Source organism: Stenotrophomonas sp. ZAC14D1_NAIMI4_1 (genome assembly GCF_003086775.1).
Classification (GTDB): Bacteria; Pseudomonadota; Gammaproteobacteria; order Xanthomonadales; family Xanthomonadaceae; genus Stenotrophomonas.
Window position 1 is genome coordinate 1295318 of the sequence record NZ_CP026001.1, and the last position, 24128, is coordinate 1319445.

The 24128-nt window shown below is 67.8% G+C and carries 26 protein-coding genes; 9 read left to right on the top strand and 17 right to left on the bottom strand.

Going from position 1 to position 24128, the window contains the following annotated elements:
• Positions 1 to 89: 89 nt before the first annotated feature.
• The 3 genes from C1927_RS06025 (at position 90) to C1927_RS06035 (ending at position 5709) form a co-directional block, all read left to right on the top strand.
• The gene (locus tag C1927_RS06025) at positions 90 to 2054 is read left to right on the top strand and encodes an oligopeptide transporter, OPT family (RefSeq protein WP_079221040.1); all 1965 of its coding nucleotides are present in this window, start codon (positions 90 to 92) and stop codon (positions 2052 to 2054) included.
• Positions 2055 to 2256: 202 nt separating this feature from the next.
• Positions 2257 to 4335, top strand: a complete 2079-nt coding sequence (locus tag C1927_RS06030; protein ID WP_108746170.1) for a S9 family peptidase — start codon at positions 2257 to 2259, stop codon at positions 4333 to 4335.
• Positions 4336 to 4485: 150 nt separating this feature from the next.
• Positions 4486 to 5709 (top strand): DUF819 family protein, encoded by a 1224-nt coding sequence (locus tag C1927_RS06035; protein ID WP_108746171.1) that lies wholly within the window; start codon positions 4486 to 4488, stop codon positions 5707 to 5709.
• Between the two features lie 85 nt (positions 5710 to 5794).
• On the opposite strand, the gene C1927_RS06040 is transcribed toward C1927_RS06035, so the two are convergent.
• Genes C1927_RS06040 through C1927_RS06060 form a run of 5 tightly spaced genes read right to left on the bottom strand, consistent with a single transcriptional unit; the run spans position 5795 to position 8826 of the window.
• Positions 5795 to 6274 (bottom strand): hypothetical protein, encoded by a 480-nt coding sequence (locus tag C1927_RS06040; RefSeq protein ID WP_108746172.1) that lies wholly within the window; start codon positions 6272 to 6274, stop codon positions 5795 to 5797.
• A gap of 47 nt (positions 6275 to 6321) precedes the next feature.
• Complete coding sequence (gene minE / locus C1927_RS06045; RefSeq protein WP_079221044.1) at positions 6322 to 6582, bottom strand: cell division topological specificity factor MinE; 261 nt, start codon at positions 6580 to 6582, stop codon at positions 6322 to 6324.
• A gap of 2 nt (positions 6583 to 6584) precedes the next feature.
• On the bottom strand, positions 6585 to 7394 hold the full coding sequence (minD, locus tag C1927_RS06050) for a septum site-determining protein MinD (RefSeq protein ID WP_079221045.1): 810 nt from the start codon (positions 7392 to 7394) through the stop codon (positions 6585 to 6587).
• Between the two features lie 35 nt (positions 7395 to 7429).
• Positions 7430 to 8221: a septum site-determining protein MinC gene (gene minC / locus C1927_RS06055; RefSeq protein WP_174208675.1), complete on the bottom strand. Its 792-nt coding sequence runs from the start codon at positions 8219 to 8221 to the stop codon at positions 7430 to 7432.
• Between the two features lie 8 nt (positions 8222 to 8229).
• Positions 8230 to 8826, bottom strand: coding sequence for a GNAT family N-acetyltransferase (locus tag C1927_RS06060; RefSeq protein WP_079221046.1), 597 nt, complete (start codon positions 8824 to 8826; stop codon positions 8230 to 8232).
• Positions 8827 to 8977: 151 nt separating this feature from the next.
• On the opposite strand from C1927_RS06060, the gene C1927_RS06065 reads away from it, so the two are divergent.
• From C1927_RS06065 to C1927_RS06080, 4 genes are all read left to right on the top strand, one after another.
• Complete coding sequence (locus C1927_RS06065; RefSeq protein WP_108746174.1) at positions 8978 to 10171, top strand: sensor histidine kinase; 1194 nt, start codon at positions 8978 to 8980, stop codon at positions 10169 to 10171.
• Positions 10171 to 10812: a response regulator transcription factor gene (locus tag C1927_RS06070; RefSeq protein WP_108746175.1), complete on the top strand. Its 642-nt coding sequence runs from the start codon at positions 10171 to 10173 to the stop codon at positions 10810 to 10812. The genes C1927_RS06065 and C1927_RS06070 overlap by 1 nt, the downstream gene beginning before the upstream one ends.
• A gap of 231 nt (positions 10813 to 11043) precedes the next feature.
• A complete protein-coding gene (locus tag C1927_RS06075; protein WP_079221049.1) occupies positions 11044 to 12117 on the top strand; it encodes an SRPBCC family protein in 1074 nt (357 codons plus the stop codon).
• A 102-nt stretch (positions 12118 to 12219) separates the two neighbouring features.
• The gene (locus C1927_RS06080; RefSeq protein ID WP_108746176.1) at positions 12220 to 12591 is read left to right on the top strand and encodes a DUF423 domain-containing protein; all 372 of its coding nucleotides are present in this window, start codon (positions 12220 to 12222) and stop codon (positions 12589 to 12591) included.
• Positions 12592 to 12637: 46 nt separating this feature from the next.
• Here the strand turns inward: C1927_RS06080 and C1927_RS06085 are convergent, their stop codons facing one another.
• Genes C1927_RS06085 through C1927_RS06110 form a run of 6 tightly spaced genes read right to left on the bottom strand, consistent with a single transcriptional unit; the run spans position 12638 to position 16617 of the window.
• Positions 12638 to 13447, bottom strand: a complete 810-nt coding sequence (locus C1927_RS06085) for a M15 family metallopeptidase (protein WP_108746177.1) — start codon at positions 13445 to 13447, stop codon at positions 12638 to 12640.
• A gap of 9 nt (positions 13448 to 13456) precedes the next feature.
• Positions 13457 to 14050: a PH domain-containing protein gene (locus C1927_RS06090; RefSeq protein ID WP_108746178.1), complete on the bottom strand. Its 594-nt coding sequence runs from the start codon at positions 14048 to 14050 to the stop codon at positions 13457 to 13459.
• On the bottom strand, positions 14047 to 15336 hold the full coding sequence (locus C1927_RS06095; protein ID WP_108746179.1) for an alpha/beta fold hydrolase: 1290 nt from the start codon (positions 15334 to 15336) through the stop codon (positions 14047 to 14049). Before C1927_RS06095 ends, C1927_RS06090 begins: the two co-directional genes overlap by 4 nt.
• A 2-nt stretch (positions 15337 to 15338) precedes the next feature.
• Entirely contained in the window at positions 15339 to 15518 is a 180-nt protein-coding gene (locus C1927_RS06100) for a DUF4177 domain-containing protein (RefSeq protein WP_079221054.1), read from the bottom strand.
• Positions 15515 to 15694, bottom strand: a complete 180-nt coding sequence (locus tag C1927_RS06105) for an Arc family DNA binding domain-containing protein (RefSeq protein ID WP_079221055.1) — start codon at positions 15692 to 15694, stop codon at positions 15515 to 15517. The genes C1927_RS06100 and C1927_RS06105 overlap by 4 nt, the downstream gene beginning before the upstream one ends.
• A 41-nt stretch (positions 15695 to 15735) precedes the next feature.
• The gene (locus tag C1927_RS06110; protein WP_079221056.1) at positions 15736 to 16617 is read right to left on the bottom strand and encodes an SPFH domain-containing protein; all 882 of its coding nucleotides are present in this window, start codon (positions 16615 to 16617) and stop codon (positions 15736 to 15738) included.
• Between the two features lie 132 nt (positions 16618 to 16749).
• On the opposite strand from C1927_RS06110, the gene purT reads away from it, so the two are divergent.
• Positions 16750 to 17937: a formate-dependent phosphoribosylglycinamide formyltransferase gene (purT, locus tag C1927_RS06115; RefSeq protein ID WP_108746180.1), complete on the top strand. Its 1188-nt coding sequence runs from the start codon at positions 16750 to 16752 to the stop codon at positions 17935 to 17937.
• Between the two features lie 88 nt (positions 17938 to 18025).
• Here the strand turns inward: purT and C1927_RS21320 are convergent, their stop codons facing one another.
• The 3 genes from C1927_RS21320 to C1927_RS06125 form a co-directional block, all read right to left on the bottom strand.
• Complete coding sequence (locus tag C1927_RS21320) at positions 18026 to 18184, bottom strand: hypothetical protein (protein WP_159095302.1); 159 nt, start codon at positions 18182 to 18184, stop codon at positions 18026 to 18028.
• Positions 18185 to 18409: 225 nt separating this feature from the next.
• Positions 18410 to 19624, bottom strand: coding sequence for an endonuclease/exonuclease/phosphatase family protein (locus C1927_RS06120; RefSeq protein ID WP_079221058.1), 1215 nt, complete (start codon positions 19622 to 19624; stop codon positions 18410 to 18412).
• Between the two features lie 38 nt (positions 19625 to 19662).
• The gene (locus C1927_RS06125; protein WP_108746181.1) at positions 19663 to 20418 is read right to left on the bottom strand and encodes an arginyltransferase; all 756 of its coding nucleotides are present in this window, start codon (positions 20416 to 20418) and stop codon (positions 19663 to 19665) included.
• A 163-nt stretch (positions 20419 to 20581) separates the two neighbouring features.
• Between C1927_RS06125 and C1927_RS06130 the strand changes: the two genes are divergently transcribed.
• Positions 20582 to 21157 (top strand): EF-hand domain-containing protein, encoded by a 576-nt coding sequence (locus C1927_RS06130; RefSeq protein WP_108746182.1) that lies wholly within the window; start codon positions 20582 to 20584, stop codon positions 21155 to 21157.
• Positions 21158 to 21216: 59 nt separating this feature from the next.
• Here C1927_RS06130 and C1927_RS06135 read toward each other — a convergent pair whose 3' ends face one another.
• The 3 genes from C1927_RS06135 to tesB form a co-directional block, all read right to left on the bottom strand.
• Positions 21217 to 22437 (bottom strand): sigma-70 family RNA polymerase sigma factor, encoded by a 1221-nt coding sequence (locus C1927_RS06135; protein ID WP_108746183.1) that lies wholly within the window; start codon positions 22435 to 22437, stop codon positions 21217 to 21219.
• Between the two features lie 144 nt (positions 22438 to 22581).
• Complete coding sequence (locus C1927_RS06140) at positions 22582 to 23091, bottom strand: pathogenicity-like protein (protein WP_108746184.1); 510 nt, start codon at positions 23089 to 23091, stop codon at positions 22582 to 22584.
• Positions 23092 to 23094: 3 nt separating this feature from the next.
• Complete coding sequence (tesB, locus tag C1927_RS06145) at positions 23095 to 24003, bottom strand: acyl-CoA thioesterase II (protein WP_079221063.1); 909 nt, start codon at positions 24001 to 24003, stop codon at positions 23095 to 23097.
• Between the last annotated feature and the right edge of the window lie 125 nt (positions 24004 to 24128).

Below are 24128 nucleotides of genomic sequence, written 5' to 3' on the forward strand. Positions count from 1 at the left end.
TCACCTGCCCGCAACCCTCCCGAACCGCACTGGACTTGCCGCCCCCTGAACGCTAGCGTGCAAGGGATTTTTTGCCAGCAGGGGCTTCCATGAACCATGACGCTGCGCCCAAGCAGCTCACCTTCCGCGCAGTGGCCCTGGCCATCGTGCTGGCGGTGGTGCTGTCGGCGGCCAACGCCTATCTCGGTCTGTTCGCAGGCCTGACCATCGCCACCGCCATTCCCGCGGCGGTCATTTCCATGGGCGTGCTGCGCCTGCTGGGCGGTGGTTCCATCCTCGAAAACAACATCGTCCAGACCGGCGCTTCGGCCGGTTCGTCCATCGCCGCCGGTGTCATCTTCACCATCCCGGCGCTGGTCATCATGGGCTACTGGCCGGACTTCAAGTACTGGTGGGTGCTGGGCATCGCCGGCCTGGGCGGCCTGCTGGGCGTGCTGTTCTCGGTGCCGCTGCGCCGTTCGATGATCGTCGAAGACCCGCTGCCGTTCCCGGAAGGCAAGGCCGCGGCCGAAGTGCTCAAGGCCGGTGAGAACCCCGGCCCGGGCCTGAAGATCCTCGGCCTGTCGGCCGTCATCGGCGCCTTCGTCAAGCTGGCCGCCGAAAGCGGCCTGCGCCTGATCCCCGATGCCTGGTCGACCTCGGCCTACGTCGGCAGCTCCAAGATCACCGCCTTCATCGGCACCAACCTGTCGCCGGCCCTGCTGGGCGTGGGCTACATCGTTGGCCTGAACGTCGGCATCGTGGTCGTGTCCGGTTCGATCCTGACCTGGCACATCGCCATCCCGATCTACCAGGCGTTCTTCATGAACACCGATCCGGCCCTGGCCGCGTCGGTCGCAGCCGCCTCGTCCACCGAGGCCGCGTTCGCCATCTGGGGCGCGAAGATGCGTTACCTCGGCGTCGGCGCGATGCTGATCGGCGGCATCTGGACCCTGATCTCGCTGCGCAAGTCGCTGCTGAACGGCGTCAAGAGCGGCTTTGCTGCCGCGCGCAAGAGTGGCGGCCCGGTGCTGGCCCACACCGAACGCGACCTGCCGATGAAGTGGATGCTGGTGGCCCTGGTGGTCTTCGTGCTGCCGCTGCTGGCCCTGTACCAGGCCATCGTCGGCCAGTGGCACGTGTCGATCCCGATGACCATCATCATGATCGTCGCCGGCTTCCTGTTCGTGTCGGTCTCGGCTTACCTGGCCGGCCTGATCGGTTCGTCCAACAACCCGGTCTCGGGCATCACCATCTCCACCATCCTGTTCGCTTCGGCCGTGCTGGTGGTGCTGCTGGGCGCCGACGGCCTCAAGCCGGTCGGTGCCGGCGGTGCGCCGCTGGGTGCGGTGGCCGCCATCATGATCGGAGCGGTGGTCTGCTGCGCCGCCGCGGTGGGCGGTGACAACCTGCAGGACCTCAAGGCCGGCTACATCGTCGGTGCCACCCCGTGGAAGCAGCAGCTGATGCTGGGCATCGGCGCGTTCTCGTGCGCGCTGATCATGGCCCCGGTGCTGAACCTGCTGGCGACCGCCTACGGCATCGGCGTGAAGTCCGAGCTGCACCCGAACGCGCTGGCCGCCCCGCAGGCGAACCTGATGGCGTCGGTGGCCAAGGGCCTGTTCGGTGGCGAACTGCCGTGGACCTTCATCGGCATCGGTGCCGTGGTCGGTGCGGTCATCATCGCCTTCGACAGCTGGCTGAAGTCGCGCAATTCGCGCTTCCGCGTGCCGGTGCTGGCCGCCGCCATCGGTATCTACCTGCCGCTGGAACTGATGGTGCCGATCTTCCTGGGTGGCCTGATCGCCTACCTGGTCGAGCGCTTCCACAAGGTGCGTGGCGATGACGAAGAAGGCCGCGACCGCGTGCACAAGCCGGGCGTGCTGTTCGCCGCCGGCCTGATCACCGGCGAGGCCCTGATGGGTATCGCCATTGCCGTGCCGATCGTGGTCAGCAGCCGCGCCGACGTGCTGGCCCTGCCGTTCCACCTGCCGGCCGCGCAGTGGTTCGGCCTGGCCGTGCTGTTCCTGGTGGGCCTGCTGATCTACCGCACCGGCAAGCGCGCCATGGCGTAAGGGAATGGGGTAGTGCCGGCCGCTGGCCGGCAACCCAGGCAGATTGCCGGCCCGCGGCCGGCACTACCGCAGACCGCGCTACGGCGCGGTTTGCTTTTTCTGGCGGCGCGGCAACCCCGGCCGGGCGGCCATGACCGATGGCCTTGGCAGCCCCGCCCGCACGGGCCTACCATCGGTTTTTTGCCGTCCTGCGGAGACCCCGATGAAACTGCGTCATGCCCTGCTGCCACTGAGCCTGCTGGCCGCCCTGCCCAGCGTCGCCGCTGCCCGTGGCCTGGAAGTCCGCGACATGGTGGCCATGGATCGCGTCTCCGCCCCGGTCCTGACCGCCGACGGCGGCACCGTGGTGTTTGCCAAGCGCAGCACCGATGCCAACCTGAAGTCCAGCACCGCGCTGTTCGCGCGCAACCTGCGCACCCGCGATGCGGCACCGCCGAAGCAGATCACCCCGGCCGGCTGGAACGTCAACTCGGCTTCGCTCTCGGCCGACGGCCAGACCGTGTACTTCCTCAGCGCCAAGAACGGCAGCCAGCAGCTGTACGCACAGGCCATCAGCGGCGGCACCCCGCGCCAGCTGACCGATTTCGCGGTGGACGTGGACAGCTACCACGTCTCGCCGCAGGACGACCGCGTGCTGTTCAGCGCCGGCGTGTTCCAGGCCTGTGCCTCGGACCTGGCCTGCACCGAGAAGAAGCTCAAGGACGTGGCCGATGCCAAGGCCAGCGGCAAGGTCTTCGATTCGCTGTTCGTGCGCCATTGGGACACCTGGAACGATGGCCGCCGCAACACCCTGTTCGTGGCCCCGCTGCCGGCGGCCAAGGCCGGCCCGGTGAAGGGCGCCTCGGCGCTGAGCGCGACCATCGACGGCGACGCACCGTCCAAGCCGTTCGGCGGCAATGACGATTTCACCTGGTCGCCGGACGGCGCCAGCGTGGTGGCCAGCATCCGCGTGGCCGGCAAGCAGGAACCGTGGTCGACCAACTTCGACCTGTACCGTTTCGATGCCGCCGGCAAGCAGGCGCCGGTCAACCTGACCGCCGCCAACCCGGCCTGGGATGCCGGCCCGGTGTTCAGCGCCGACGGCAAGACCCTGTTCTACCGCGCCATGAAGCGCCCGGGCTTCGAAGCCGACCGCTTCGGCCTGATGGCGATGGACGTGGCCAGCGGCAAGACCCGCGAGATCGCCCCGCAGTGGGATCGTTCGGCCGGTGAGATCAACCTCTCCGCCGATGGCGCCAGCATCTACACCACCACCGACGACCTGGGCGAGCACCCGCTGTTCCAGATCGACGTGGCCAGCGGCAAGGCCACCAAGGTCATCGGCGATGGCACCGTGTCTGCGGTCAGCGTGGCCGGCAACAGCGTGGCCATCACCCGCAACAGCCTGAAGAGCAATGACCAGGTGCTGGTCGGCATGCTGCCGGCTGCCGGGCAGCCGATCGGCGAACTGCGCGCGCTGACCCCGGCCGCCGGCGACGTGCTGAAGGACGTCAACTTCGGCGACTTCGAACAGTTCGAGTTCAAGGGCTGGAACAACGACACCGTGCACGGCTACGTGGTCAAGCCGCACAACTACCAGGAAGGCAAGTCCTACCCGGTCGCGTTCCTCATCCACGGCGGCCCGCAGGGCAGCTTCGGCAATGGCTGGAGCTACCGCTGGAACCCGCAGACCTACACCGGCCAGGGCTACGCCGTGGTCATGATCGATTTCCACGGTTCCACCGGCTACGGCCAGGCCTTCACCGATGCGATCAGCCAGCACTGGGGCGACCGCCCGCTGGAAGACCTGCAGAAGGGCTGGAACGCCGCGCTGAAGCAGTATTCCTTCCTCAACGGTGACAAGGCCTGCGCACTGGGCGCCAGCTACGGCGGCTTCATGGTCAACTGGATCGCCGGCAACTGGAACAGCCCGTTCAAGTGCCTGGTCAACCACGACGGCGTGTTCGACCAGCGCATGATGGGCTACGCCACCGAAGAACTGTGGTTCACCGAGTGGGAGCAGGGCGGCACGCCGTACGAGAAGGCGACCAACTTCGAGAAGTTCAACCCGGTCAACCACGTGGCCGACTGGAAGAAGCCGATCCTGGTCATCCATGGCCAGCAGGACTTCCGCATTCCGGTCGAGCAGGGCCTGGCCGCGTTCACTGCTGCCCAGCGCCAGGGCATCGAATCGAAGTTCCTGTACTTCCCGGACGAGAACCACTGGGTGCTGAAGCCGAACAACAGCATCCTGTGGCATGACACCGTCAACGCCTGGCTGAAGCAGCACATCGGCGAATAAGCGTTACCAGCGCCGCCCTTCGGGGCGGCGCTTTCGTTTTCGCCGGTGGGTGGCGGCCGCCATCCGCTTTACTGGTGGGTGCCGACCGTTGGTCGGCACGCCTTTTGCCAACAGCAGCCGAGCATGGCTCGGCTCTACAAGAGCGCCTGCATGATCCAGAACGACATCGTCGTCTTCGGCTTGATCGCCGCCACTCTCGGCGCCGTGTTCTGGACCGCCTCGCGCGAACAGGGTGCGTGGAAGCGCTTCTACACCTTCGTGCCAGCGCTGCTGCTGTGCTACCTCATTCCCGGCATCTACAACACCGTCGGCCTCATCGACGGGCAGAACACCAAGCTCTACAACCCGATCGCGCGCGACATCCTGCTGCCGGCAGCGCTGATCCTGCTCACCCTGGCGGTGGACATCAGGGGCATCCTGCGGCTCGGCCCGAAGCTGGTGCTGATGTATCTGGGTGCCTCGGCCAGCATCATGCTGGGCGCGGTGGTGGCCTTCCTGGTGATGCGCGCGATCCATCCTGAAACCGTGGCCGGCGATACCTGGGCCGGCATGGCCGCACTGGCCGGCAGCTGGATCGGCGGTGGCGCCAACATGCTGGCCATGCGCGAAGTGTTCGACGTCAACGCGACCACCTTCGGCCAGTTCGCGGTGGTCGATGTCGGCGTGGGCTATGTGTGGATGGCCGCGCTGATCTTCCTGGCCGGGCGCGCGGCGAAGATCGATGCGCGCAGTGGCGCCGATACCTCGGCCATCGATGAACTGAAGGAGCGCATCGCGCGCTTCCAAGCCGAGCACGAGCGCATTCCCAGCCTCACCGACCTGATGCTGATCGTCGCGGTGGCCTTCGGCGGCGTCGGTCTGTCGCACGCCATCGGCGCGCCGCTGGCGGCGTGGTTCAAGGTGCATGTCAGCTGGGCATCGCAGTTCAGCCTGGATGCGCCGTTCGTCTGGGTGGTGGTGCTGTCCACCACGCTGGGCCTGAGCCTGAGCTTCACCCGTGCGCGCACCCTGGAAGGGGCCGGTGCCTCGCGCCTGGGCTCGCTGCTGCTGTACTTCCTGATTGCCTGCATCGGCATGCAGATGGACCTGCTGGCGCTGCTGGATCGCCCGTGGCTGTTCCTGCTGGGCATCATCTGGATCGCCGTGCACATCGCCCTGCTGTGGTGCCTGGGCAAGGTGCTGAAGGTGCCGTTCTTCTATTTCGCCATCGGTTCGCAGTCGAACATCGGCGGCCCGGCGTCGGCGCCGGTGGTGGCCGCGGCGTTCCACCCGGCGCTGGCGCCGGTGGGCGTGCTGCTGGGCACGATGGGCTATGCCACCGGCACGTACCTGGCCTACATCGTCGGCATCACCCTGCGCGCGCTGGCCGCGTAGAGGTAGTGCCGGCCGCTGGCCGGCAACCAGGTAATGCTTCACGGGTTCATGAGGTTGCCGGCCAGCGGCCGGCACTACCGGTGCATCACGCCACCGGCAAGCCGCGTTCGATCAACCACGCACGCGCGTCTTCGGCATCCTGCTCGAACCACGCCTTCGTGGACCCCAGCCGGTAGGTGTATCCCCACGCATCCATGTCGGCCATCAGCCGCTCGCTGCCCACGCCGGGCAGCTGGCCGGCCAGCACGATCTGCAGGTAGCAGGTGGCGTCTTCCTCCGGCACCGAATCGGTGGCGTCGGTATGCACCTGCGCGCGCCGCTCCGGGGGCAGCACGATCAGGTGGCAGGCCTCATGCAGCATCGAATGCACCGGCGTGTCGTCGCGCACGTAGACGTCGCTGGCGATGATGCCGGCTTCGGGTTCGCCCCAGTAGCTGCCGGGAATGGGCTCGCCGGCCGCGACGTGGTGCAGGCGCAGATCATGCGCGGCCAGCAGGCGCTGCGCATCGGCGAAGGCGATATCGCCGACGCGGGTCACGTTCGGTTCGGGTGCGGTGTCGGTCATGCGGGGTCACGCGGCCCCGCCCATGCAGGCACGGGCGGGGCAGGGGGTCAGGGTTTTTCCGGGCCTTCCGGCAGCGCCACGGAGATGTCCAGCACGTCGTGCTGGCCATCCTTCACCAGGTCGACCTTCACCGCGTCGACGTCGATGTTGACGTACTTCTTGATCACTTCCAGCAGCTCGCGCTGCAGCAGCGGCAGGTAATCGGGGCCACCGCGGTTGCTGCGTTCCTGCGCGATGATGATCTGCAGGCGGTTCTTCGCGGTTTCGGCGGTGGTCTTCTTCGCTTTGAGGAAATCGAACAGGCCCATGCTTACCCTCCGAACAGCTTGCTGAAGAAGCCCTTCTTCTCGACGTTGGTGAAGCGCATCGGGCGCTCTTCGCCGAGGATGCGTGCAACGGCATCGTCGTAGGCCTGGCCGGCCGCCGATTCACCGTCCAGGATGACCGGCTCGCCCTTGTTGGAGGCATTGAGCACGTCGCCCGATTCGGGGATCACGCCGATGGCCTTCAGGCCCAGCACTTCCTCGACGTCGGCGATGCTCAGCATCTCGCCGCTTTCCACGCGCACCGGGGTGTAGCGGGTCAGCAGCAGGAAGGCCGGCACGTTCTGACCCGATTCGGCCTTGTGGGTCTTCGAATCCAGCAGGCCGATGATGCGGTCCGAGTCGCGCACCGAGGACACTTCCGGGTTCACCACCACCACGGCGCGGTCGGCGAAGTACATCGCCAGGAAGGCGCCCTTCTCGATGCCGGCCGGGGAGTCGCAGATGATGTACTCGAAGCCGTCGGCGGCCAGGTCCTTCAGGACCTTGCCCACGCCTTCCTGGGTCAGCGCATCCTTGTCGCGGGTCTGCGAGGCAGCCAGCACGTACAGGTTGTCGAAGCGCTTGTCCTTGATGAGGGCCTGCTTGAGGGTCGCTTCGCCGTGCACGACGTTGACGAAGTCGTACACCACGCGGCGCTCGCAACCCATGATCAGGTCGAGGTTGCGCAGGCCGACGTCGAAGTCGATCACGGCCACCTTCTTGCCGCGGCGCGCCAGGCCGCAGGCCAGGCTCGCGCTGGAAGTGGTCTTGCCGACGCCGCCCTTGCCGGAGGTGACTACGATGATTTCAGCCAAAGGACTTCTCCTGATGATTCTGTTTGGGGGCTGCGTCAGTCCAGCGCAGCGATCTTGATCTGGTCCTGTTCCAGCCACACCTGCACGGCCTTGCCGCGCAGGTTGTCCGGCACATCGTCCAGTACCTTGTAATGGCCTGCAATGGCGACCAGTTCCGCATGGAAATCGCGGCAGAAAATACGCGCCGCGGTGTTGCCCTGGGCCCCTGCCAGCGCGCGGCCGCGCAGGGTCCCGTAGATATGGATGCTGCCGTCGGCGATGACCTCGGCGCCTGCGCCGACGGTGGCCATCACGGTCAGGTCGCAGTTTTCCGCGTACAGCTGCTGGCCCGAGCGTACGTTGCCCAGCTGCATGCGGCCCGGCTGCGGCGCGGCCGCATCGGCGGCGTTGCCCACCGGGGCGACCGGAGCCGGAGCCGGTTCGGCCTTGGCGGCACGGCGCGGTTCGGCTGCAGGCGGCGCGGGCGCAGGCGGGGCCGGTTCGGCCTCGGCGCGTTCGTACTGGGCGCGGAACTTGGCCAGCAGGGGCAGGCCAAGCTGCTGCGAGAGCAGGTCGACCGCCGTGGTGCCATAGGCCAGCGCCACCGGCAGCACGCCGGCGCTGCGCAGCCCATCCACCAGCGCCTGCGCGGTGGCCGCGTCGGGCACCTGGCTCAGGCCGCCGAAATCGAGGATGACCGCCGCGCGGCCGAACAGCTTCGGCGCACGGTTCACGCGTTCCTGCATTTCCTGCACGAGGCGTTCGACATCAAGGGTACGGATGCGCAGGTTGGCAATGCCCACCTGGCCGATCTTCAGTTCACCGGCCTGTTCGTAATCGAAATTCACCGCCACGCTCAGGTCCCCGTCGGCCGCTGTGCCTGCACCGGCAGCTGCCGGTCACGCGCCCATGCCACATCCGGCAGCTTGCCGCCGTAGGTCTCCTGGACCCACGGGTAGCTGCACAGTTCCTTGGCCAGCATGCTGGCGCGCACGTCGACATGCGGCATGGTGTTCTGGCCCAGCTCGCGGAAGCCGAAGCTGCCATGGAAGAGCAGGGCGGCGTCGGCGCCGTGGTCCAGGAACACCTCGCAGGTCATCTGCGGGTAGCGCAGCTCGGCAAAGCTCTGCGCATCGGCATAGAACGCACGGCCGACGCCACCACCGCGACGGCGGCTGGCGACCACGATGCGGTCGATATAGAAGAAGGGGGTGGCCAGCTGCTGCTTGAACCAGGCGAAGTTGCTGCTGTCGTGCTGGCTGTCGCTGCCGAAGCCGATCAGGAAGCCGGCCAGGTTGCCGTCGCGCTCGGCGACGCGGAAATACTCAGCGGTATCGTAGAACAGGTGCAGGCGTGCGGCATCCAGCGGAAGGATGGCCAGGCCAGCATTGTTGTTCAAAGCCAGGACGGAATCGAGCTCGTGCTCGCGCACGTCGCGGATGACAATCGACATTGTGACTCCGTGGGGTAACGCGGTTGGTCCATCAACGGACCCTGCGCACGATTATTGCATGCCCGGGGCGGGCTGCGGCATGAACAGGGGGAAGGGCAGGCATGACTTCCGCCAGAGTGCAGCGGACGGGGTTCAACCGTAGAGTGCTGGCATGTTGGGAGTCCTCAGCCATACGCGTGTCCTTCGACTGGCCGGCCTGTTTACCTGGGTCATGGTCGGCCTGCCCCTGGCCTATTCGCAGTTCGAGAACCTGCACGCCCGTGCCGACATGGGCGGCTGGGCGGTGCTGCTGTTCCTGGCCTACCTGTCCTTCGGCGCGGCCTACTTCCGGCTGACCCGCTCGCTGCGCAGCGACAGCCACACCACCTGGCTGGACCGCGGCCTGCTGCTGCTGCTCACCGTCTCGGCGCTTGGCGTCAGCTTCCTCAGCGGCTCGGGCCTGGGCAGCATCCTGATGATGGTGGCCGCCGGCGTCATCCCGTGGATGCTCTCGGTGCGGCTGGGCGTGCTGTGGCTGCTGGTCAGCCAGCTGGCGGTGGCGCCGGTCTACTACATGCTCCTGCGCTTCCCGCTGTTCGAGGCGGTGATGCAGTCGCTGCTGTACGGCGGCTTCTCCATGTTCATCTTCGTGACCAGCCTGGTGGCGCGGCAGCAGACCGAGGCCCGCGACGAGCAGCGCCGGCTGAACGCCGAGCTGCGCGCGACCCGGGCCCTGCTGGCCGAGAGCGCGCGGGTCAACGAGCGCACCCGCATCTCGCGCGAGCTGCACGACGTGCTGGGCCACCAGCTGACCGCGCTGACCCTGAACCTGGAAGTGGCCGGGCATCTGGCCGAGGGCCAGGCGCTGGAACACGTCAAGCGCTCGCATACCCTGGCCAAGCTGCTGCTGGGCAACGTGCGCGAGGTGGTCAGCCAGCTGCGCGAGACCGGTGCCATCGACCTGGCCGCCGCGCTGCGCCCGCTCACCGATAACGTGCCCTCGCTGGACATCGTGCTGGACGTGGAGGAGCCGCTGAACGTGGAAGACCCGCAGCGCGCCCACGTGCTGCTGCGCTGCACCCAGGAGATCATCACCAACGCGGTGCGCCACGCCCAGGCACGCCACCTGTGGATCCGGGTGTACCGTGAGGCGCCGGGCCGGGTGGTGGTGGAGGCCAGCGACGACGGCGTCGGCGCGGCAATGGTCAATGCGGGCAATGGCTTGCGCGGCATGCGCGAACGCCTGCAACAATGTGGCGGCCAGCTGCAGGTGGATACCCACCCCGGCGAAGGCTTCCGCCTGCGGGCCACGGTACCGGCAACGGTGCTGGCGGCCCTCACCGAGGTTCCTGAAGGAGTGCGTTGATGATTCGCGTCTGCCTGGTCGATGACCAAACCCTGGTGCGGCAGGGAATCCGCTCCCTGCTGGCGCTCGACGACGGTATCGAGGTGGTGGCCGAGGCCGCCGATGGCCGCCAGGCCGTCGAGCTGGTACCGCAGGTGCGTCCGGACGTGGTCCTGATGGACATGCGCATGCCGGTGATGTCCGGGCTGGAGGCGCTGCAGGTGCTGTCGCGCCAGGAGCAGCTGCCGCCGACCATCATCCTCACCACCTTCGACGACGACCAGCTGGTGCTGGCCGGGCTGAAGGCCGGTGCCAAGGGCTACCTGCTCAAGGACGTCACCCTGGCGCAGCTGGTCGGTGCCATCCGCACCGTGGCCGACGGCGGCTCGCTGGTGCAGCCGGCGGTGACCCAGCGCCTGCTGTCGGGCCTGGAGCACATGCGCAACGATTTCGTCAGCCTGGACCGCCCGGACCCGCTGACCGACCGCGAAACGGAGATCCTGCGGCTGATGGCCAGCGGTTTCTCCAACAAGGAGATCGCCAATTCGCTGGGGGTCGCCGAAGGGACCATCAAGAACCACGTGTCCAACATCCTGTCCAAGCTGGGGGTGCGCGACCGCACCCGCGCCGTGCTGAAGGCGTTCGAACTCCAGCTGGTCTGAAAAAAGCCTTTTGCGACAAAGGTTTGGGCGAAATCCCGAGTGCCGGGCCAGAATGCCCCCCTACATCCAGGGGGGCCGGATGCGTTACTCTTCAAAATCTTTGTCCATACAAATACGCAGCCGGCACGGAAACCGGTGCGCCAATCCGATAACAATGCCTGCGAAGCCTGCTAGGATTGGCGCTTCGCTTCAATCAACCCGGCCGTGGGATCGGCCCCGGAGACTCTCTGAATGACCCGTATTATCGAGTTCCTGATCGCCTTGGGGATCGTGGCTGGCCTGTTCGTCATTATTGGCGTCTGTCTGCCGGGCGAGCGTCACATCACCGAAAGCATCGAGACCAACCGCAAGATGACGATCGTGTACGACACGGTCAACAGCCTGCGCCGCTTCAAGGACTGGAACCCGCTGGTTCTGCGCGATCCCGCCGTTGATCTGAAGCTGTCCGGCCCGGCCTCCGGCAAGGGTGCCACGCTCGACTTCTCCTCCAAGGACCTGGGCAACGGTTCCTGGAAGATCACCGAGTCGGAAGAAAACAAGCGCGTTGTGATCGCCATCGAAGACCCGACCAAGGGCCACGACAAGGTCACCACCTTCACCCTGGAGCCGACCGGCAAGGGTGGCCGTAACGTCAAGATCACCCAGGACTACTCGGTGAAGTACGGCTTCGACCTGTTCGGCCGCTACGCAGGCCTGTATGTCAGCCGCCAGATCGGCGACGACATCAAGATGGGTCTGTCGCGCATGGCGAACATGCTGGCCACCGTGCCGAACGTCGACTACCGCACTGCCGAAGCCCCGCTGACCGATCTGGCCATCGTGGAAGTGCCGGCCGAAGACCTGCTGGTCGTCAACGCCGGTAACGTCGATCGCGGCCAGGAGACGATCACCAAGTCCATCAAGGACAACGAAGAGTGGATCAAGCGCGTGATGGATGCCAATGGCCTCGAAGCCGCTGGCCCGTTCCGCATCATCACCACCGATTTCGGTGCTGAGAAGTACGCTTTCGACATCGCCCAGCCGGTGAAGAAGAAGGGTACCGAAGGCACTGGCGCTGAAGAACTGAGCGTCAAGATCGACGGTGGCGCACCGGTCAAGTACCAGCGCGTTGCTGCGCACCGTTCGGCCCACGCGGCCTACACCGGCCACATGGCTGGCCTGGACGTTGCCCGCAACGCCCTGCGTGCCTGGGCTGTGACCAACGGTTCGGAAGTGATCGATCGCCCGTACGAAACCTGGAAGGACGGCCTGGACAAGTCGTTCACCCCGGAAGGCACCTACGACATCTACTGGGCCGTCAAGTAAGCTTCGGCTGACCCATGTAATGTTGGATACGAAAACGCGCCGCTTCCTGCGGCGCGTTTTTTTTTCATCTGCGCCCGGTGGGGCGCTGCGCAAGGAGCAGTGATGTTCAATCCGGAACGACGCGCGCGTAAGCCTTCCCTGCTGGCCTGCCTGGGCGCGCTGCTGGCGGCGGCCTCGATCGGCCTGTCCGCCTACGCCTCGCACGGCGTGGCCGAGCCGCTGGCCCAGCAGCATCTGAACATGGCCGCGCTGTATGCCTTCGCCCACGGTGCGGTGCTGCTGGCGCTGGGGCCGCGCGCACAGGGGGCCATCGCCCACCTGGGGCTGTATGCGCTGCTGCTGGGCGTGCTGCTGTTCTCCGGCAGCCTGGCCGGCGCGGCGCTGTGGCAGTGGCCGACGCGGCTGGCACCGGTAGGTGGCACCACGTTGATGGCGGGCTGGGTGCTGCTGGCGTTCAATGCGCTGAGGCGCTGACGGCCGTTGCGACTACGACCGCCGGGCATGGCCCGGCGCTACCGGGTCAGCGGGTGCCGTTCCAGCACCAGTGCCACGGCTCGTAGACGATGCCGTGCGGGTTGTCGCGCGGGTAGCTCAGGCTGAAGCCATGGGTGCCGGCGTGCGCCTGCAGCCAGGCAAACGCGTCCGTCGCCTCGAAGGTTTCCTCGGCCGGCGCGTCGCCCGGCGTGCCGATGTCCAGCGCATGGCCGCTGTGGTGTTCGCTGAAACCCGGTGCCGCGTTGACCTTGAGGATGTCGGCCACACCCAGGCCTCGGGCCAGCTTCCGTTCGAAGATGCCCAGCTGGTAGGCGTGGCTGCGGAAGCCGGAGATCGCATCCAGTGCCACGCCGTCGCGCGCGGCGTGCAGGCGCATGCGCCGCCAGCCCTGCGCGGCGCCACGGCGCAGCCACAGCGGGCGGCCGAAGCGGTCACGACCGGCGAAATGCAGCAAACAGGGTTCGGCCTCCAGGGCCAGGCCGCTGTCCTGTGCATACTGCCCTGCATCCAGCCCCAGCTGCTGCAGGCGCTGCTGCAGGCCGGCCAGCGGCAGCCACTGCGCCTCCAGGTGCGCCGCAAACGGGCGCGCGTCGGCGCCGCCCTCCAGCAGCGCCAGCGCTTCGTCCACGCCGGGTTCGCGCGGCAGGTGCGGCACCAGTGAGTGCACGCCCTGTGGCAGCACCGCGGCCAGGTAACGGCCATCGCGCTTGCGCCGCAGCACCCAGCGCGCACGTGCCAGCAGGCGCGCATCCAGGTTGCTGCGCGCGCGCAGCAGGGCGGCCGGCCACAGTTCCACGGCCTCGGTATTGATCAGCAGGGGGGCGCGACGGTGCATGCCCGCAGCTTACTGCGGGGGCGCGGTCGCAGCCACCTTGCGCAGTGCGTCCAGCAGGGCCTGCGGCCGGTCCAGGCTGAGCAGCAGCGTGCTGCCGCCGCGCACCGGAATCACCAGCGTGTGCTGGCGGTCGGTGACCAGGGCAAAGCCCTTGCTGCCTCCCTGCAGGCGGAAGTGCCCCGAGTAGAAGCCCGGCATCGAGTAGCCGTTGGTCTTCAGGCGCAGGCCATAGCGGCGGTCACGGCTGAGGTCGACCACTTCGGCCTGGTCCAGCTGCATCTGCGCGACCGGCGTGCGACGCCGGTACAGCGTCGAGCGCACGTCCAGAACATCACCGTCCAGGCTGACCCGGCGGCGGAAGAACGTGGCACCCAGCCCGGCGCCGATCAGCACCAGCGTCGCCAGGCTCCAGGCCGCGCTGCCCCACATCCGGAAGAACGGTGGCGACAGGGTGATCTCCATCCATGGCGCATCGGCCGGCGCGTCCTTCAGTTCGGCCCAGACACAGAGGGCAAAGACCACCAGCACCGGACCGAGGATCCACAGCACGCGCAGCGGCGAACTTTCGGCAACGTCGAACGTGCGTGGGTCGCTGCCGCTCATCGCTGCGCCTCCACCCAGCGCGCCACGTCGGCAATCAGGGTCGTGTCGACGTGCCCCGGCTGCGCGTACTCCTTCAGCGAGCTGGGGCCGCTGCCGGGCACGCCGATATGGTTCAGGGCCGGGTAGGCCTGCCACTGCACATCCCTGCGGCCCTGCAGCGCCTGCTTCCACAGCTCCCAATCGGCGTCGGGCACCTGGAAATCGCGGCCACCGTGCAGCATCAGCAGGGGCTTGTGCAGCGCCTTGGCATCGCCACGTGCGTCGACCGCTTCGATGCTCTTCCAGAACGTCTGCGGCACGCCCAGCGGCAGTTCGCTGGCGGCGACCGGTGCACTGCCACGGGCAGCGGCGATCTGCGCATCGAGCCGGTCCAGGAACGCCTGTTCCGGCGCGCTGATGTCACCGTCCAGGCCGAGCAGATAGCGGTTCTGCTCGGGCAGCAGATCCAGCAGGGTGCGTGCCGGTGCCGCCCACAGGATCGCGCCACGCGCCTGCGGCCAGCGGCTGGCGATGCGCGGGGCGAGCATGCCGCCCTGGCTGTGGCCGAGCACGAAGACACGGCGGCCATCGATGCGCGGATCGGCTGCGAGTGCGGCAAGGGCCGCGACGGCGTCGTCGGTGGTTTCATCATCGACGGTGAAGCTGCCGCCGCGGAAATCCTGCGGGCGGGCCAAGGTGCGCTTGTCGTAGCGCAGCACGGCGATGCCCTGCGCGGCCAGGCCGCGGGCGATATCCAGGAACGGGCGGCTGGCACCGATGGTTTCGTCACGGTCCTGCGGGCCCGAGCCATGCACCAGTACCACGGCGGGGAAGGGGCCCTTGCCCTTGGGCAGGGCCAGCGTGCCCGGCAATGCGCCGCGCGCCTGCGGCACACCGAAATCCGCCTCGCTGTAGTTCGCGTCGGCCGGTGGCGGCGCGGCCTTGGCTGCCGGGGCAGGGCGCAGCAGCAGGCCGGCCACCTTGTCCTGCGCATCCACCGCCACCTGCGCGATCACTGCGCCGCTGGCGAACTGCAGCGGCACTTCCACCAGGTGCACGCCCTGCTGTTCGCTGCTGTGGGCGGTGCCACGCTGCTTCAGTTCACCCAGCGACTGCCACAGTCCCTGCAGCCTTTCGGCCGGCACGGCGCTGGCCATCTTCTCGGTGAACATCGCTTCGGCCTCGGCGATGCGCCCGGCCTGCAGGTGGTCCAGCAGCTGCGTGGCGACCTGCTGCGGCTCGGCGGCCAGGGCACCGCCGCTGAAGGCGGCCAGTGCGACGGCGAACAGGGTGGGGCGCAGGCGCATGGTCACTGCTCCTTCTTGAAGACCAGCATGGCCGGGCGCATCGGCGCCGGGATGATGATGTTGACCAGTTCCCAGCCGAGCTGGCCCTGGCGGTTCAACTCAGCCTGGATGTCCTCCGGCTTCTGCAGGCCCATCAGCGACGTTTTGACTTCAACGGTCAGGTAGCTCCAACGCTTGCTCATTCCTTGTCCTCCGACGATGGCTTGGGTTTCGGCAGGCGTCCTGCCTTGCGCAGGGCGTCGCGCAGCACGTATTCGATCTGCGCGTTGAGGCTGCGCAACTCGTCGTCAGCCCAGCGCTGCGCGGCGGCCAGGACATCGGCGTTGATACGCAGCGGATAGGCTTTCTTCTCACTCATGCAAGCTCCTGGCGGGGCGGTGGGGCGCCCCGTTGCGAGGTTCAGTACAGCGAACCAGCGTTGACGATCGGCTGGGTGCCACGGTCCGAGCACAGCACGGTCAACAGGTTGCTGACCATGTGTGCCTTGCGCTCCTCATCCAGCTGCACCACGCCGTTCTTCTGCAGTTCGGCCAGGGCCATTTCGACCATGCCCACCGCGCCGGCGACGATGCGGGTGCGGGCGGCGATCACCGCATTGGCCTGCTGGCGCTGCAGCATCGCCTGGGCGATTTCGGCGGCGTAGGCGAGGTGGCTGATGCGCGCGTCGATCACCTGCACGCCGGCATCGGCCAGGCGCTCGGCCAGCTCGTTCTTCAGGTGCAGGGAAATCTCGCTGGCGTGGCTGCGCAGGGCCAGCTGTCCTTCTTCATGCTGGTCGTAGGGATAGCTGGTGGCCATCGCGCGCAGCGCCGATTCGGACTGGATGTGCACGAAGCTTTCGTAGTCGTCCACGTTGTAGACCGCCTCGGAGGCATCGATCACCTGCCAGACGATCACCGCGGCGATCTCGATCGGGCTGCCATCGAGCTCGTTGACCTTCAGCTTGCCGCTTTCGAAGTTGCGCACGCGCTGGCTGACCCGGCGCTTGCTGTAGAAGGGGTTGTTCCAGCGCAGGCCGTTGTCCTTGACGGTACCCACGTACTTGCCGAACAGGCTCAGCACGGCGGCCTGGTTGGGCTGCACGGTGTACAGGCCGGCCATGGCGAACAGCGCCAGCGCGCCGATCAGCAGCCCGCCGAACAGCATCACCAGGTTGGGCGAGCCGGTGCTGGCCTTGGCCGCGATGCCGAGCACGAACAGCGCGCCGCCTGCCAGTACGACCAGCAGGGCGAGGGCCAGCATGCCCAGGCCGTTGGGGGAGGAGAGCGACTTCTCTTTCATGGCGGTACGTCCTTGAGGGTTCGATGAAAAGATATCAAATTGATATCAGTCCGCAAGTGCCGTTCGTCGGCTGGCAGGGGGTAGACCGGCTAGAATGCCCACCCGCCTTCACATCGCTGCCGGACCCCCGCCATGGCCAAGCTTGGAACCCCGTTGTCCCTCTCCGCTACCCGCGTGCTGCTGCTGGGTTCGGGCGAACTTGGCAAGGAAGTGGCCATCGAACTGCAGCGCCTGGGCGTGGAAGTGATTGCCGCCGACCGCTATGCCGATGCGCCGGCGATGCAGGTCGCGCACCGCTCGTACGTGATCGACATGCTCGATGCGATGGCACTGCGCGCGCTGATCGCCCAGGAGCAGCCGCACCTGGTGGTGCCGGAAATCGAAGCCATCCACACCGAGACCCTGGTCCAGCTGGAACAGGAGCAGGGCCTGCGGGTGATCCCGACCGCGCGCGCCGCACGCCTGACCATGGACCGTGAAGGCATCCGCCGCCTGGCCGCCGAAACCCTGGGCCTGCCGACCTCGCCGTACCGCTTCGTCGATACCGAAGCCGAATACCGCGCCGCCGTGGCCGCCATCGGCCTGCCGTGCGTGGTCAAGCCGGTGATGTCCTCCTCGGGCAAGGGCCAGAGCACCCTGCGCAGCGAGGCGGACATCGCCCCTGCGTGGGACTACGCGCAGACCGGTGGCCGCGCCGGTGCCGGCCGCTGCATCGTCGAAGGCTTCATCGACTTCGATTACGAGATCACCCTGCTGACCGTGCGCCACGCCGGCGGCACCTCGTTCTGCGCGCCGATCGGCCATCTGCAGAAGGACGGCGACTACCGCGAAAGCTGGCAGCCGCAGCCGATGTCCAGTGCAGCGCTGGCGCGTGCCGAAGAGATTTCGCGCGCGATCACCGACGATCTCGGTGGCTGGGGCCTGTTCGGCGTGGAGCTGTTCGTGAAGGGCGACGAGGTGTGGTTCAGCGAAGTGTCGCCGCGCCCGCACGACACCGGCCTGGTCACCCTGGTCTCGCAGGAGCTGAGCGAATTCGCCCTGCATGCGCGCGCCATCCTTGGCCTGCCGATTCCGGTGATCCGCCAGAGCGGCCCGTCGGCCTCGTGCGCGCTGCTGGCGCATGGCGAGGGCGTGCCGTACTTCAACAACGTGGCCGCCGCGCTGCAGGTGCCGGATACCGCCGTGCGCCTGTTCGGCAAGCCGAGCGTGCATGGTCACCGCCGCGTGGGCGTGACCCTGGCGCGCGCGGAAACCATCGACGAAGCGCGTTCGATCGCGCGTGATGCCGCCGAAGCCATCGGCGTCGAACTGCGCCCGTAACAGGTAGCGCCGGGCCATGCCCGGCGCGAACCGTCTGTAGAGCCGAGCCCACGCTCGGCTCTACGCCATCCCCAGCAGGCTGCGGGCGTCAGCGATGGCGCCAGGGCAGCACGGTCACGTGGATCATGGCCACCGCCCACAGCACCGAGCCATACATCCACCAGGTGCCGAAGCGGTCGCCGTAGCCCTTCCAACAAGCGACGCCTGCCGGGATCAATCCGATCAGGACCAGGGCTGCCAGTTGCATCAACCGCGGCTCCACGCAGCACGCCACGGCGACGGTACTGAAAACCGCAAGAATGAGTACCACGTTCCTGTGCACTGCCCACCCCCGGCATCGTGTCCTTTTACCGGCAATCTAGCAGAACCGGGAAAGGGGCGAGGGAGCAGCCGAGCATGGCTCGGCTCTACACCATCCCCAGCAGTACTCCTTGCCCCGGTAGGTACCGACCGTTGGTCGGTACGTTTTCCGTTACCGCACGTCCACCCACACCAGGTGGTGGTCGCTGCCGTCGGCGATCTTCGCTTCCGGGCTTTCATTGGCCGGCCAGAACACGCCGCTGCCGACGTACTCGAAGCCGGTCGAGGGCAGCACGTAGTCCAGGCGCATCGTGCCGGACTTCGGGCCGAAATCGCCGGTGGCATGGAACGGCGCACCCTTGCGCACGATGCCCTTGGCCGCATAGGCCAGGCTGGTCTGCTCGCCGCCCACGCTGCGCGGGGTGGGGTAGCGCAGCACGCGCGCATTCTCGATCAGGTTGACGATGGCGTCGTGGCGACCGTCACCATCCACCGGATCGTTGTTCAGATCGCCGAAGATCACGAAGCGCGCATCCTGGGCCAGGCCGCCGCAGTGGCCCTTGTCATCGCACAGCCAGGGCTTGTCGCCGGCCGACAGGTATTCCTGCCACAGGCGCAGTTCGTCGTGGTTGCGCGCGGCATTGCGCTTTTCCGGGCCGTCGAACACCGGCGGGGTCGGGTGCGAGACCAGGGCGTGGACCACGCCGGCGGGGGTTTTCACCGGCACGTCCCAATGCGACTTCGAGGACAGACGCAGCTGCGACCACACCTGGTCGTTGTAGAAGCTCTTGCCGGTGCGCGGGTCGACCGGGCGGATCGCGCCGGGCATCGTGCTCCACTTCAGCAGCTGGAAGCTGCGCACCTTGGCTTCGTCGATCGGGTAGCGCGACAGCACCAGCATGCCGTACTGGCCCGGGTGCAGGCCGTAACCCCAGGCATCGTTGCCGCGGCTGCGGCCTTCGCCGCCCACCACGCCGTTGCCGTCCAGGTCCAGGCCGCTGGGCACGCCGGTGTTGACCGGCGCCAGGTAGCGGTAGGCGAAGTGCAGCGGCTTGCCGCCGCCGGGCTGGGCCACTTCCAGGTAGCGCTTCTGGAACAGGTCGGCGGCGCGGTGCGCGTCGTCGAAATCGAACTCGTTCAGCAGCACCAGGTCCGGGCGCACCTGCTGCAGCACCGCAGCGATCTTGCGCGCGTGCTCGCTGTCGCCTTCCAGTTCCTTGATCAGGCCGCCGGCATCATCCGAATACAGCGAGGTGTTGTAGGTGGCCAGGCGCAGCGTCGAGGACGGCTTTTCGGTCATCGCAGGGGACTTGGCGTAGGCGGGGGCGCTGGCGCCGCAGAGCAGGGCCAGGGCGAGGATCAGGGGATGGCGGCGGGTGATGTTCATGGGCCGTATTGTGCACCCGGCCCGGTGTCAGCGGTTTGTCAGCGTCCGTCCAGTTCGCTGTCGAAATCATGCCAGCGGCGGCCGTCGTAGGCCTCCAGCGGGCGGTAGCGGCGCTTGTAGTCCATCTTCTGGTGGTCGCGGATCCAGTAGCCGAGGTAGAGGTGCGGCAGGCCCTCGCGGCGGGCCCACTCGATCTGCTGCAGGATGGCGAAGGTGCCCAGGCCGCGGGCGGCATGGTCCGGGTCGAAGAAGGTGTAGACCGCCGACAGGCCGTGCTCGGTCACGTCGGTCACCGCCACCCCCAGCAGCTGGCTGGGCTGGCCGTCGAGGCCGGGCAGGCGCATTTCCAGGAAGCGGGTATGCGACCAGCTGCCGATCAGGAACTGCTCGAACTCGTGCGGGCCGTGGTCATCCATCCCGCCGTTGGCGTGGCGATGGGTCAGGTAGCGGTGGTACAGGTCGAACAGGTCCTGGCGCGGCATGGCGGCGGTGATGCGCACCTCCAGGTCGGCATTGCGCGCGGCGCAGCGGCGCTGGCTGCGGTCGGCGGCAAAGCGCGCCACCGGGATGCGCACGGCCACGCAGGCATGGCACTGCGCGCAGTGCGGGCGGTAGACCAGGTCACCACTGCGGCGGAAGCCCCAGCTCAGGGCCAGCGGGTACAGCCCGCCCAGGCGGCGATCCTGCGGATCCAGCACCAGATCGCGCGCAACGCGGTCCGACCAGTACCCGCAGGGGTGCTCGCCGGTCTGGAACAGTCTCAGTTCGTCGTCTCTGTCGCCGTGGATCGCCATGGGCACAGCATAGCCCCAGCGTGTCGCAATGGCCGCGACTGTCCGCCGGATGAACGGAATCGGCGTCTGCGTCAACCGATGTCGCGGCCAGGCGTTGTTGTCCCCCGAGGGTGAAGTGATCGCCTCGACGCAACACCGCAATCCCCCTACCAGGAGTGACTCCATGATCCGTACCCCCCTGCTGCTGGCCCTGCTGCTGGGCACCTCCGCCACCGGCATCGCCCTGGCCGCCGATACCCCGGCCACGGGCGCGGCCAATGCCCCGGCGCAGCGCCATGCCAAGCTGGACACCAATGGCGATGGCGTCATCGACCGCAGCGAAGCCGCCGCCAACCCGCGCCTGGCCGCGAAGTTCGACGCGCTGGACAAGAACAAGGATGGCAAGCTGTCGCGTGACGAGCTGCCGCGCTGGAAGCATGGCCGTCGCGGTGGCCATGGCGCCTGGATGGCCAAGCTGGACGTGAACAAGGACGGCCGCATCAGCCGCGAGGAAGCCAAGGCCGACCCGCGCCTGGCGGCGCGTTTCGACCAGATGGACGTCAACAAGGACGGCTACCTGGACAAGGCCGACCGCGAGCTGCGCATGAAGCAGCACCGTGATGCCTGGTTCGCTGCCGCCGATACCAACAAGGATGGCCAGCTGAGCAAGGCCGAGTTCGATGCTGCCAAGGGCCCGATGCATGGCGGCCCGCGCCACGGTGGCCCGCGTGATGGCACGGCACCGAAGCCGCCGCGCTGAAACCTGCGGTAGTGAACAACGACAACGCCGGCGCCCTGCCGGCGTTGTCCGTTGCTGGATCAGCCGAATGATTCCAGCCAGTGCAGGCCGGCGACGACCAGCAGCATCAACACGCAGCAACTGATGATCGCCGATCGCCCGTACATGGATTCGTACACCCAGTTGCGGCCCGTGCGTCCGCGTCGCGCGTTGTCGCGGGCGATCAGCGGCGCCATGATCCGCTGCAGCGGCCCCAGGCACTGGTAGCTGACCACGCCCATGCCCAGCAGCAGCGACGAGGTCATCATCCACATCGGCGCCTTCAGCATTTCGCCGATCAGTACCAGCAGGCCGGTGCCCATCGCGGTGAAGGTGCTGTAGCGCACGAAGCGCATGATCTGCGCCTGTTCGATCGCCGTTTCGGTGAAGCGCAGCAGGTAGCGCCCGCCGAGATAGCAGCCGACGAAGCCGCCGATCACCCCGCCAACCACCAGGCCAGCGTTGAAGCCGCTCCCGACCAGCGGGCTCTCGCCAATGGCGGCCGTCAGCGAGCCCAGCGCAGTACCACCGGCGGCGCTGACGCCGCCCAGGCCCAGCTTGCTGCCACCCACGCCCACGCCGGTACCCAGCAGTATCGCCGCGCTGGCCGTACCGGGCGCGGCGATCAGCACCATCGAGACGACCGTTGTCGCGAAGGCGGCGCTCGGCGCACTGCTGCGGGCGAATTCGCCGAAACGCTGCAGCAGGCCGTCGCGTACCTGCGCGCGGGCACGCGACAGGCGCTTGCGCACGGCCGCGTCGCTCAGGCCCAGCAGGTCGGCCACCTGCTGCGAACGCTGGCCCTCGCGGTAATAGAGCAGCAGCACTTCGCGGCTGTCGGTGGGCAGGGCGGAGATGATGTCCTCGGCGGCCACTTCTTCTTCCAGCCGCTGCAGGCGGTCGGCGGCGCCGGGCGCGGGGTCGGCGGCCATGCCCAAGGCCACGTCGGCGGCGTCGCCGGTCAGCGGGCGGCCGCGCTGCGCGCGCAGCCAGTCGCGGGCCAGGTTGCGGGTGATCTGCCGCAGCCACGGCAGGAAGCTGGTGGAACTGCGCAGCCGGTGCAGCTGCTGCCAGCCTTTGACGAAGGCCTCCTGGGCGATGTCCTCGCTGGCGTGGCGGTCGCGGGTGATCGCCAGGGCGATGGCGGTCACCGTGTTCTGGCAGGCCAGCACGATGCGCCCATACGCCTGCTGGCAGCCATCACTGGCGGCCGGCAGCTCGCGTTCCAGCGTCTCGTCGATCGTTGCAGCGAAGGTTGTCATGGCGGCAGCTCCTGCTGGGATTGTGTCCCAAGACGGCGCTGCGTGCAGTTTGTGACCGGTCCGCTTCCCGGTAGCGCCGGGCCATGCCCGGCGGCTTGTCTGTCCGCTGCGCTCGCCGGGCATGGCCCGGCGCTACCGGCGTCGTTACGTCGACGGCGGGATACGGACGCGGATTTCCTCTTCTTCCGGTTCAGCCTGCGGGGCGGTGGGTGCCGGCTGTGGCTGCACCTGCGGGGCCGGGGCCGGGGCAGCCGGGGCCGGGGCGCCGCGGTGGCGCAGGCCGATCACCAGCGCCACGCCGGCGATCACCACCAGCAGGGCGATGCGGATGCGCCAGGCCCAGTCGCGGCCACTGCCCGAGGTCTCGGCGGTATCGCGGAAGGCGAACTCGGCCGTGGGGTGGTCGCGGCGGGTGGTGTCGAGCAGGCGTGCGTCGCGCAGGATCTCGCGCGCACGCGGCTGGTCATCGGCACGCACGATCCAGACCGCCGGATAGCCCTGGCTGTTGCCCAGGTCGGTATAGCTGAACTGGCCACGGCGGCGGGTCTTGTACGAGCGGCCGTTGGTCACCTTCACTTCGATGTCGTGGCTGCGCAGCAGCTCGGCCACGCCCTCGACGGTTTCCACGCGTTGGCTGCTGAAAATCTGGCGCATTGCTTACTCCTTGGCCGGCACGGCGGCGGCGGCATCCTGGTCCGGCACCACGCGGATCAGGCCTTCCTGGGCGGTGCTGGCCACCAGCACGCCGTCACGGGTGAAGAACTGGCCGCGGGCCAGGCCGCGCGAATCCTGCGCGCTGGGGCTGTCCAGCGAATACAGCAGCCAGTCGTCGGCGCGGAACGGGCGGTGGAACCAGATCGCGTGGTCGAGCGAGGCCATCTGCACGTGCGGGTGGTAGTAGCTGATGCCGTGCGGGAAGGTGGCCGTGCCCAGCAGGTGGAAATCCGAGGCATAGGCCAGCAGGGCCTGGTGCAGCTCGGGCGCATCGCCCACCGGTTCGCTCAGGCGCAGCCACACCTGGTGGTAAGGCGGGCGCTTGGGCGGGTTCAGTTCGTCGCGCGGGTACACGTGGCGGAACTCGAACGGGCCACCACGCGAGAGCCAGCGCTGCACCTTGATCGGCAGCCGCTCCAGCACCTCGGCCGGCAGCGGGCGGTTCGGCTCGATGTCCTCCGGCTGCGGCACCTCGGGCATCTTGTGCTGGTGCTGGGCACCGGTTTCGGCCTGCTGGAACGAGGCCGCGCAGAAGAAGATCACCTTGCCGTGCTGGATCGCGGTGACCCGGCGCACGGAGAAGCTGCCGCCATCACGGGTGCGGTCCACGTCATAGACGATCGGGTGGTCGATGTTGCCGGCGCGCAGGAAATAGGCGTGCAGCGAATGCACGTGGCGACCGTTGTCGACCGTGGCCTGTGCCGCCGCCAGCGCCTGGCCCAGCACCTGGCCGCCGAACACGTACTTGGTGCCGATGTCGCGGCTCTGCCCGCGGAACAGGTTGTCCTCCAGCCGCTCCAGGGTGAGCAGGTCGATCAGCTCGGAGACGACGGGTTCGGGCGTGTCGTTCAAGGGGGCGGCCACAGCAATGAAGAAGGCTCGATTATACCGGTCAGGGGTGGCCCATCATCGGTAGTGCCGGCCGCTGGCCGGCAGCCTCGTGATCCTCTGGGGTGCCTGCGGCTGCCGGCCAGCGG

What these genes read in the sequence shown, in the direction of transcription:
- C1927_RS06025 (WP_079221040.1), top strand. Translation starts at nt 90, where the DNA reads ATGAACCATGACGCTGCGCCCAAGCAGCTCACCTTCCGCGCAGTGGCC.
- C1927_RS06030 (WP_108746170.1), top strand. Translation starts at nt 2,257, where the DNA reads ATGAAACTGCGTCATGCCCTGCTGCCACTGAGCCTGCTGGCCGCCCTG.
- C1927_RS06035 (WP_108746171.1), top strand. Translation starts at nt 4,486, where the DNA reads ATGATCCAGAACGACATCGTCGTCTTCGGCTTGATCGCCGCCACTCTC.
- C1927_RS06040 (WP_108746172.1), bottom strand. Translation starts at nt 6,274, where the DNA reads ATGACCGACACCGCACCCGAACCGAACGTGACCCGCGTCGGCGATATC.
- minE (WP_079221044.1), bottom strand. Translation starts at nt 6,582, where the DNA reads ATGGGCCTGTTCGATTTCCTCAAAGCGAAGAAGACCACCGCCGAAACC.
- C1927_RS06060 (WP_079221046.1), bottom strand. Translation starts at nt 8,826, where the DNA reads ATGTCGATTGTCATCCGCGACGTGCGCGAGCACGAGCTCGATTCCGTC.
- C1927_RS06065 (WP_108746174.1), top strand. Translation starts at nt 8,978, where the DNA reads ATGTTGGGAGTCCTCAGCCATACGCGTGTCCTTCGACTGGCCGGCCTG.
- C1927_RS06070 (WP_108746175.1), top strand. Translation starts at nt 10,171, where the DNA reads ATGATTCGCGTCTGCCTGGTCGATGACCAAACCCTGGTGCGGCAGGGA.
- C1927_RS06075 (WP_079221049.1), top strand. Translation starts at nt 11,044, where the DNA reads ATGACCCGTATTATCGAGTTCCTGATCGCCTTGGGGATCGTGGCTGGC.
- C1927_RS06080 (WP_108746176.1), top strand. Translation starts at nt 12,220, where the DNA reads ATGTTCAATCCGGAACGACGCGCGCGTAAGCCTTCCCTGCTGGCCTGC.
- C1927_RS06085 (WP_108746177.1), bottom strand. Translation starts at nt 13,447, where the DNA reads ATGCACCGTCGCGCCCCCCTGCTGATCAATACCGAGGCCGTGGAACTG.
- C1927_RS06090 (WP_108746178.1), bottom strand. Translation starts at nt 14,050, where the DNA reads ATGAGCGGCAGCGACCCACGCACGTTCGACGTTGCCGAAAGTTCGCCG.
- C1927_RS06095 (WP_108746179.1), bottom strand. Translation starts at nt 15,336, where the DNA reads ATGCGCCTGCGCCCCACCCTGTTCGCCGTCGCACTGGCCGCCTTCAGC.
- C1927_RS06100 (WP_079221054.1), bottom strand. Translation starts at nt 15,518, where the DNA reads ATGAGCAAGCGTTGGAGCTACCTGACCGTTGAAGTCAAAACGTCGCTG.
- C1927_RS06105 (WP_079221055.1), bottom strand. Translation starts at nt 15,694, where the DNA reads ATGAGTGAGAAGAAAGCCTATCCGCTGCGTATCAACGCCGATGTCCTG.
- C1927_RS06110 (WP_079221056.1), bottom strand. Translation starts at nt 16,617, where the DNA reads ATGAAAGAGAAGTCGCTCTCCTCCCCCAACGGCCTGGGCATGCTGGCC.
- purT (WP_108746180.1), top strand. Translation starts at nt 16,750, where the DNA reads ATGGCCAAGCTTGGAACCCCGTTGTCCCTCTCCGCTACCCGCGTGCTG.
- C1927_RS21320 (WP_159095302.1), bottom strand. Translation starts at nt 18,184, where the DNA reads ATGCAACTGGCAGCCCTGGTCCTGATCGGATTGATCCCGGCAGGCGTC.
- C1927_RS06120 (WP_079221058.1), bottom strand. Translation starts at nt 19,624, where the DNA reads ATGAACATCACCCGCCGCCATCCCCTGATCCTCGCCCTGGCCCTGCTC.
- C1927_RS06125 (WP_108746181.1), bottom strand. Translation starts at nt 20,418, where the DNA reads ATGGCGATCCACGGCGACAGAGACGACGAACTGAGACTGTTCCAGACC.
- C1927_RS06130 (WP_108746182.1), top strand. Translation starts at nt 20,582, where the DNA reads ATGATCCGTACCCCCCTGCTGCTGGCCCTGCTGCTGGGCACCTCCGCC.
- C1927_RS06135 (WP_108746183.1), bottom strand. Translation starts at nt 22,437, where the DNA reads ATGACAACCTTCGCTGCAACGATCGACGAGACGCTGGAACGCGAGCTG.
- C1927_RS06140 (WP_108746184.1), bottom strand. Translation starts at nt 23,091, where the DNA reads ATGCGCCAGATTTTCAGCAGCCAACGCGTGGAAACCGTCGAGGGCGTG.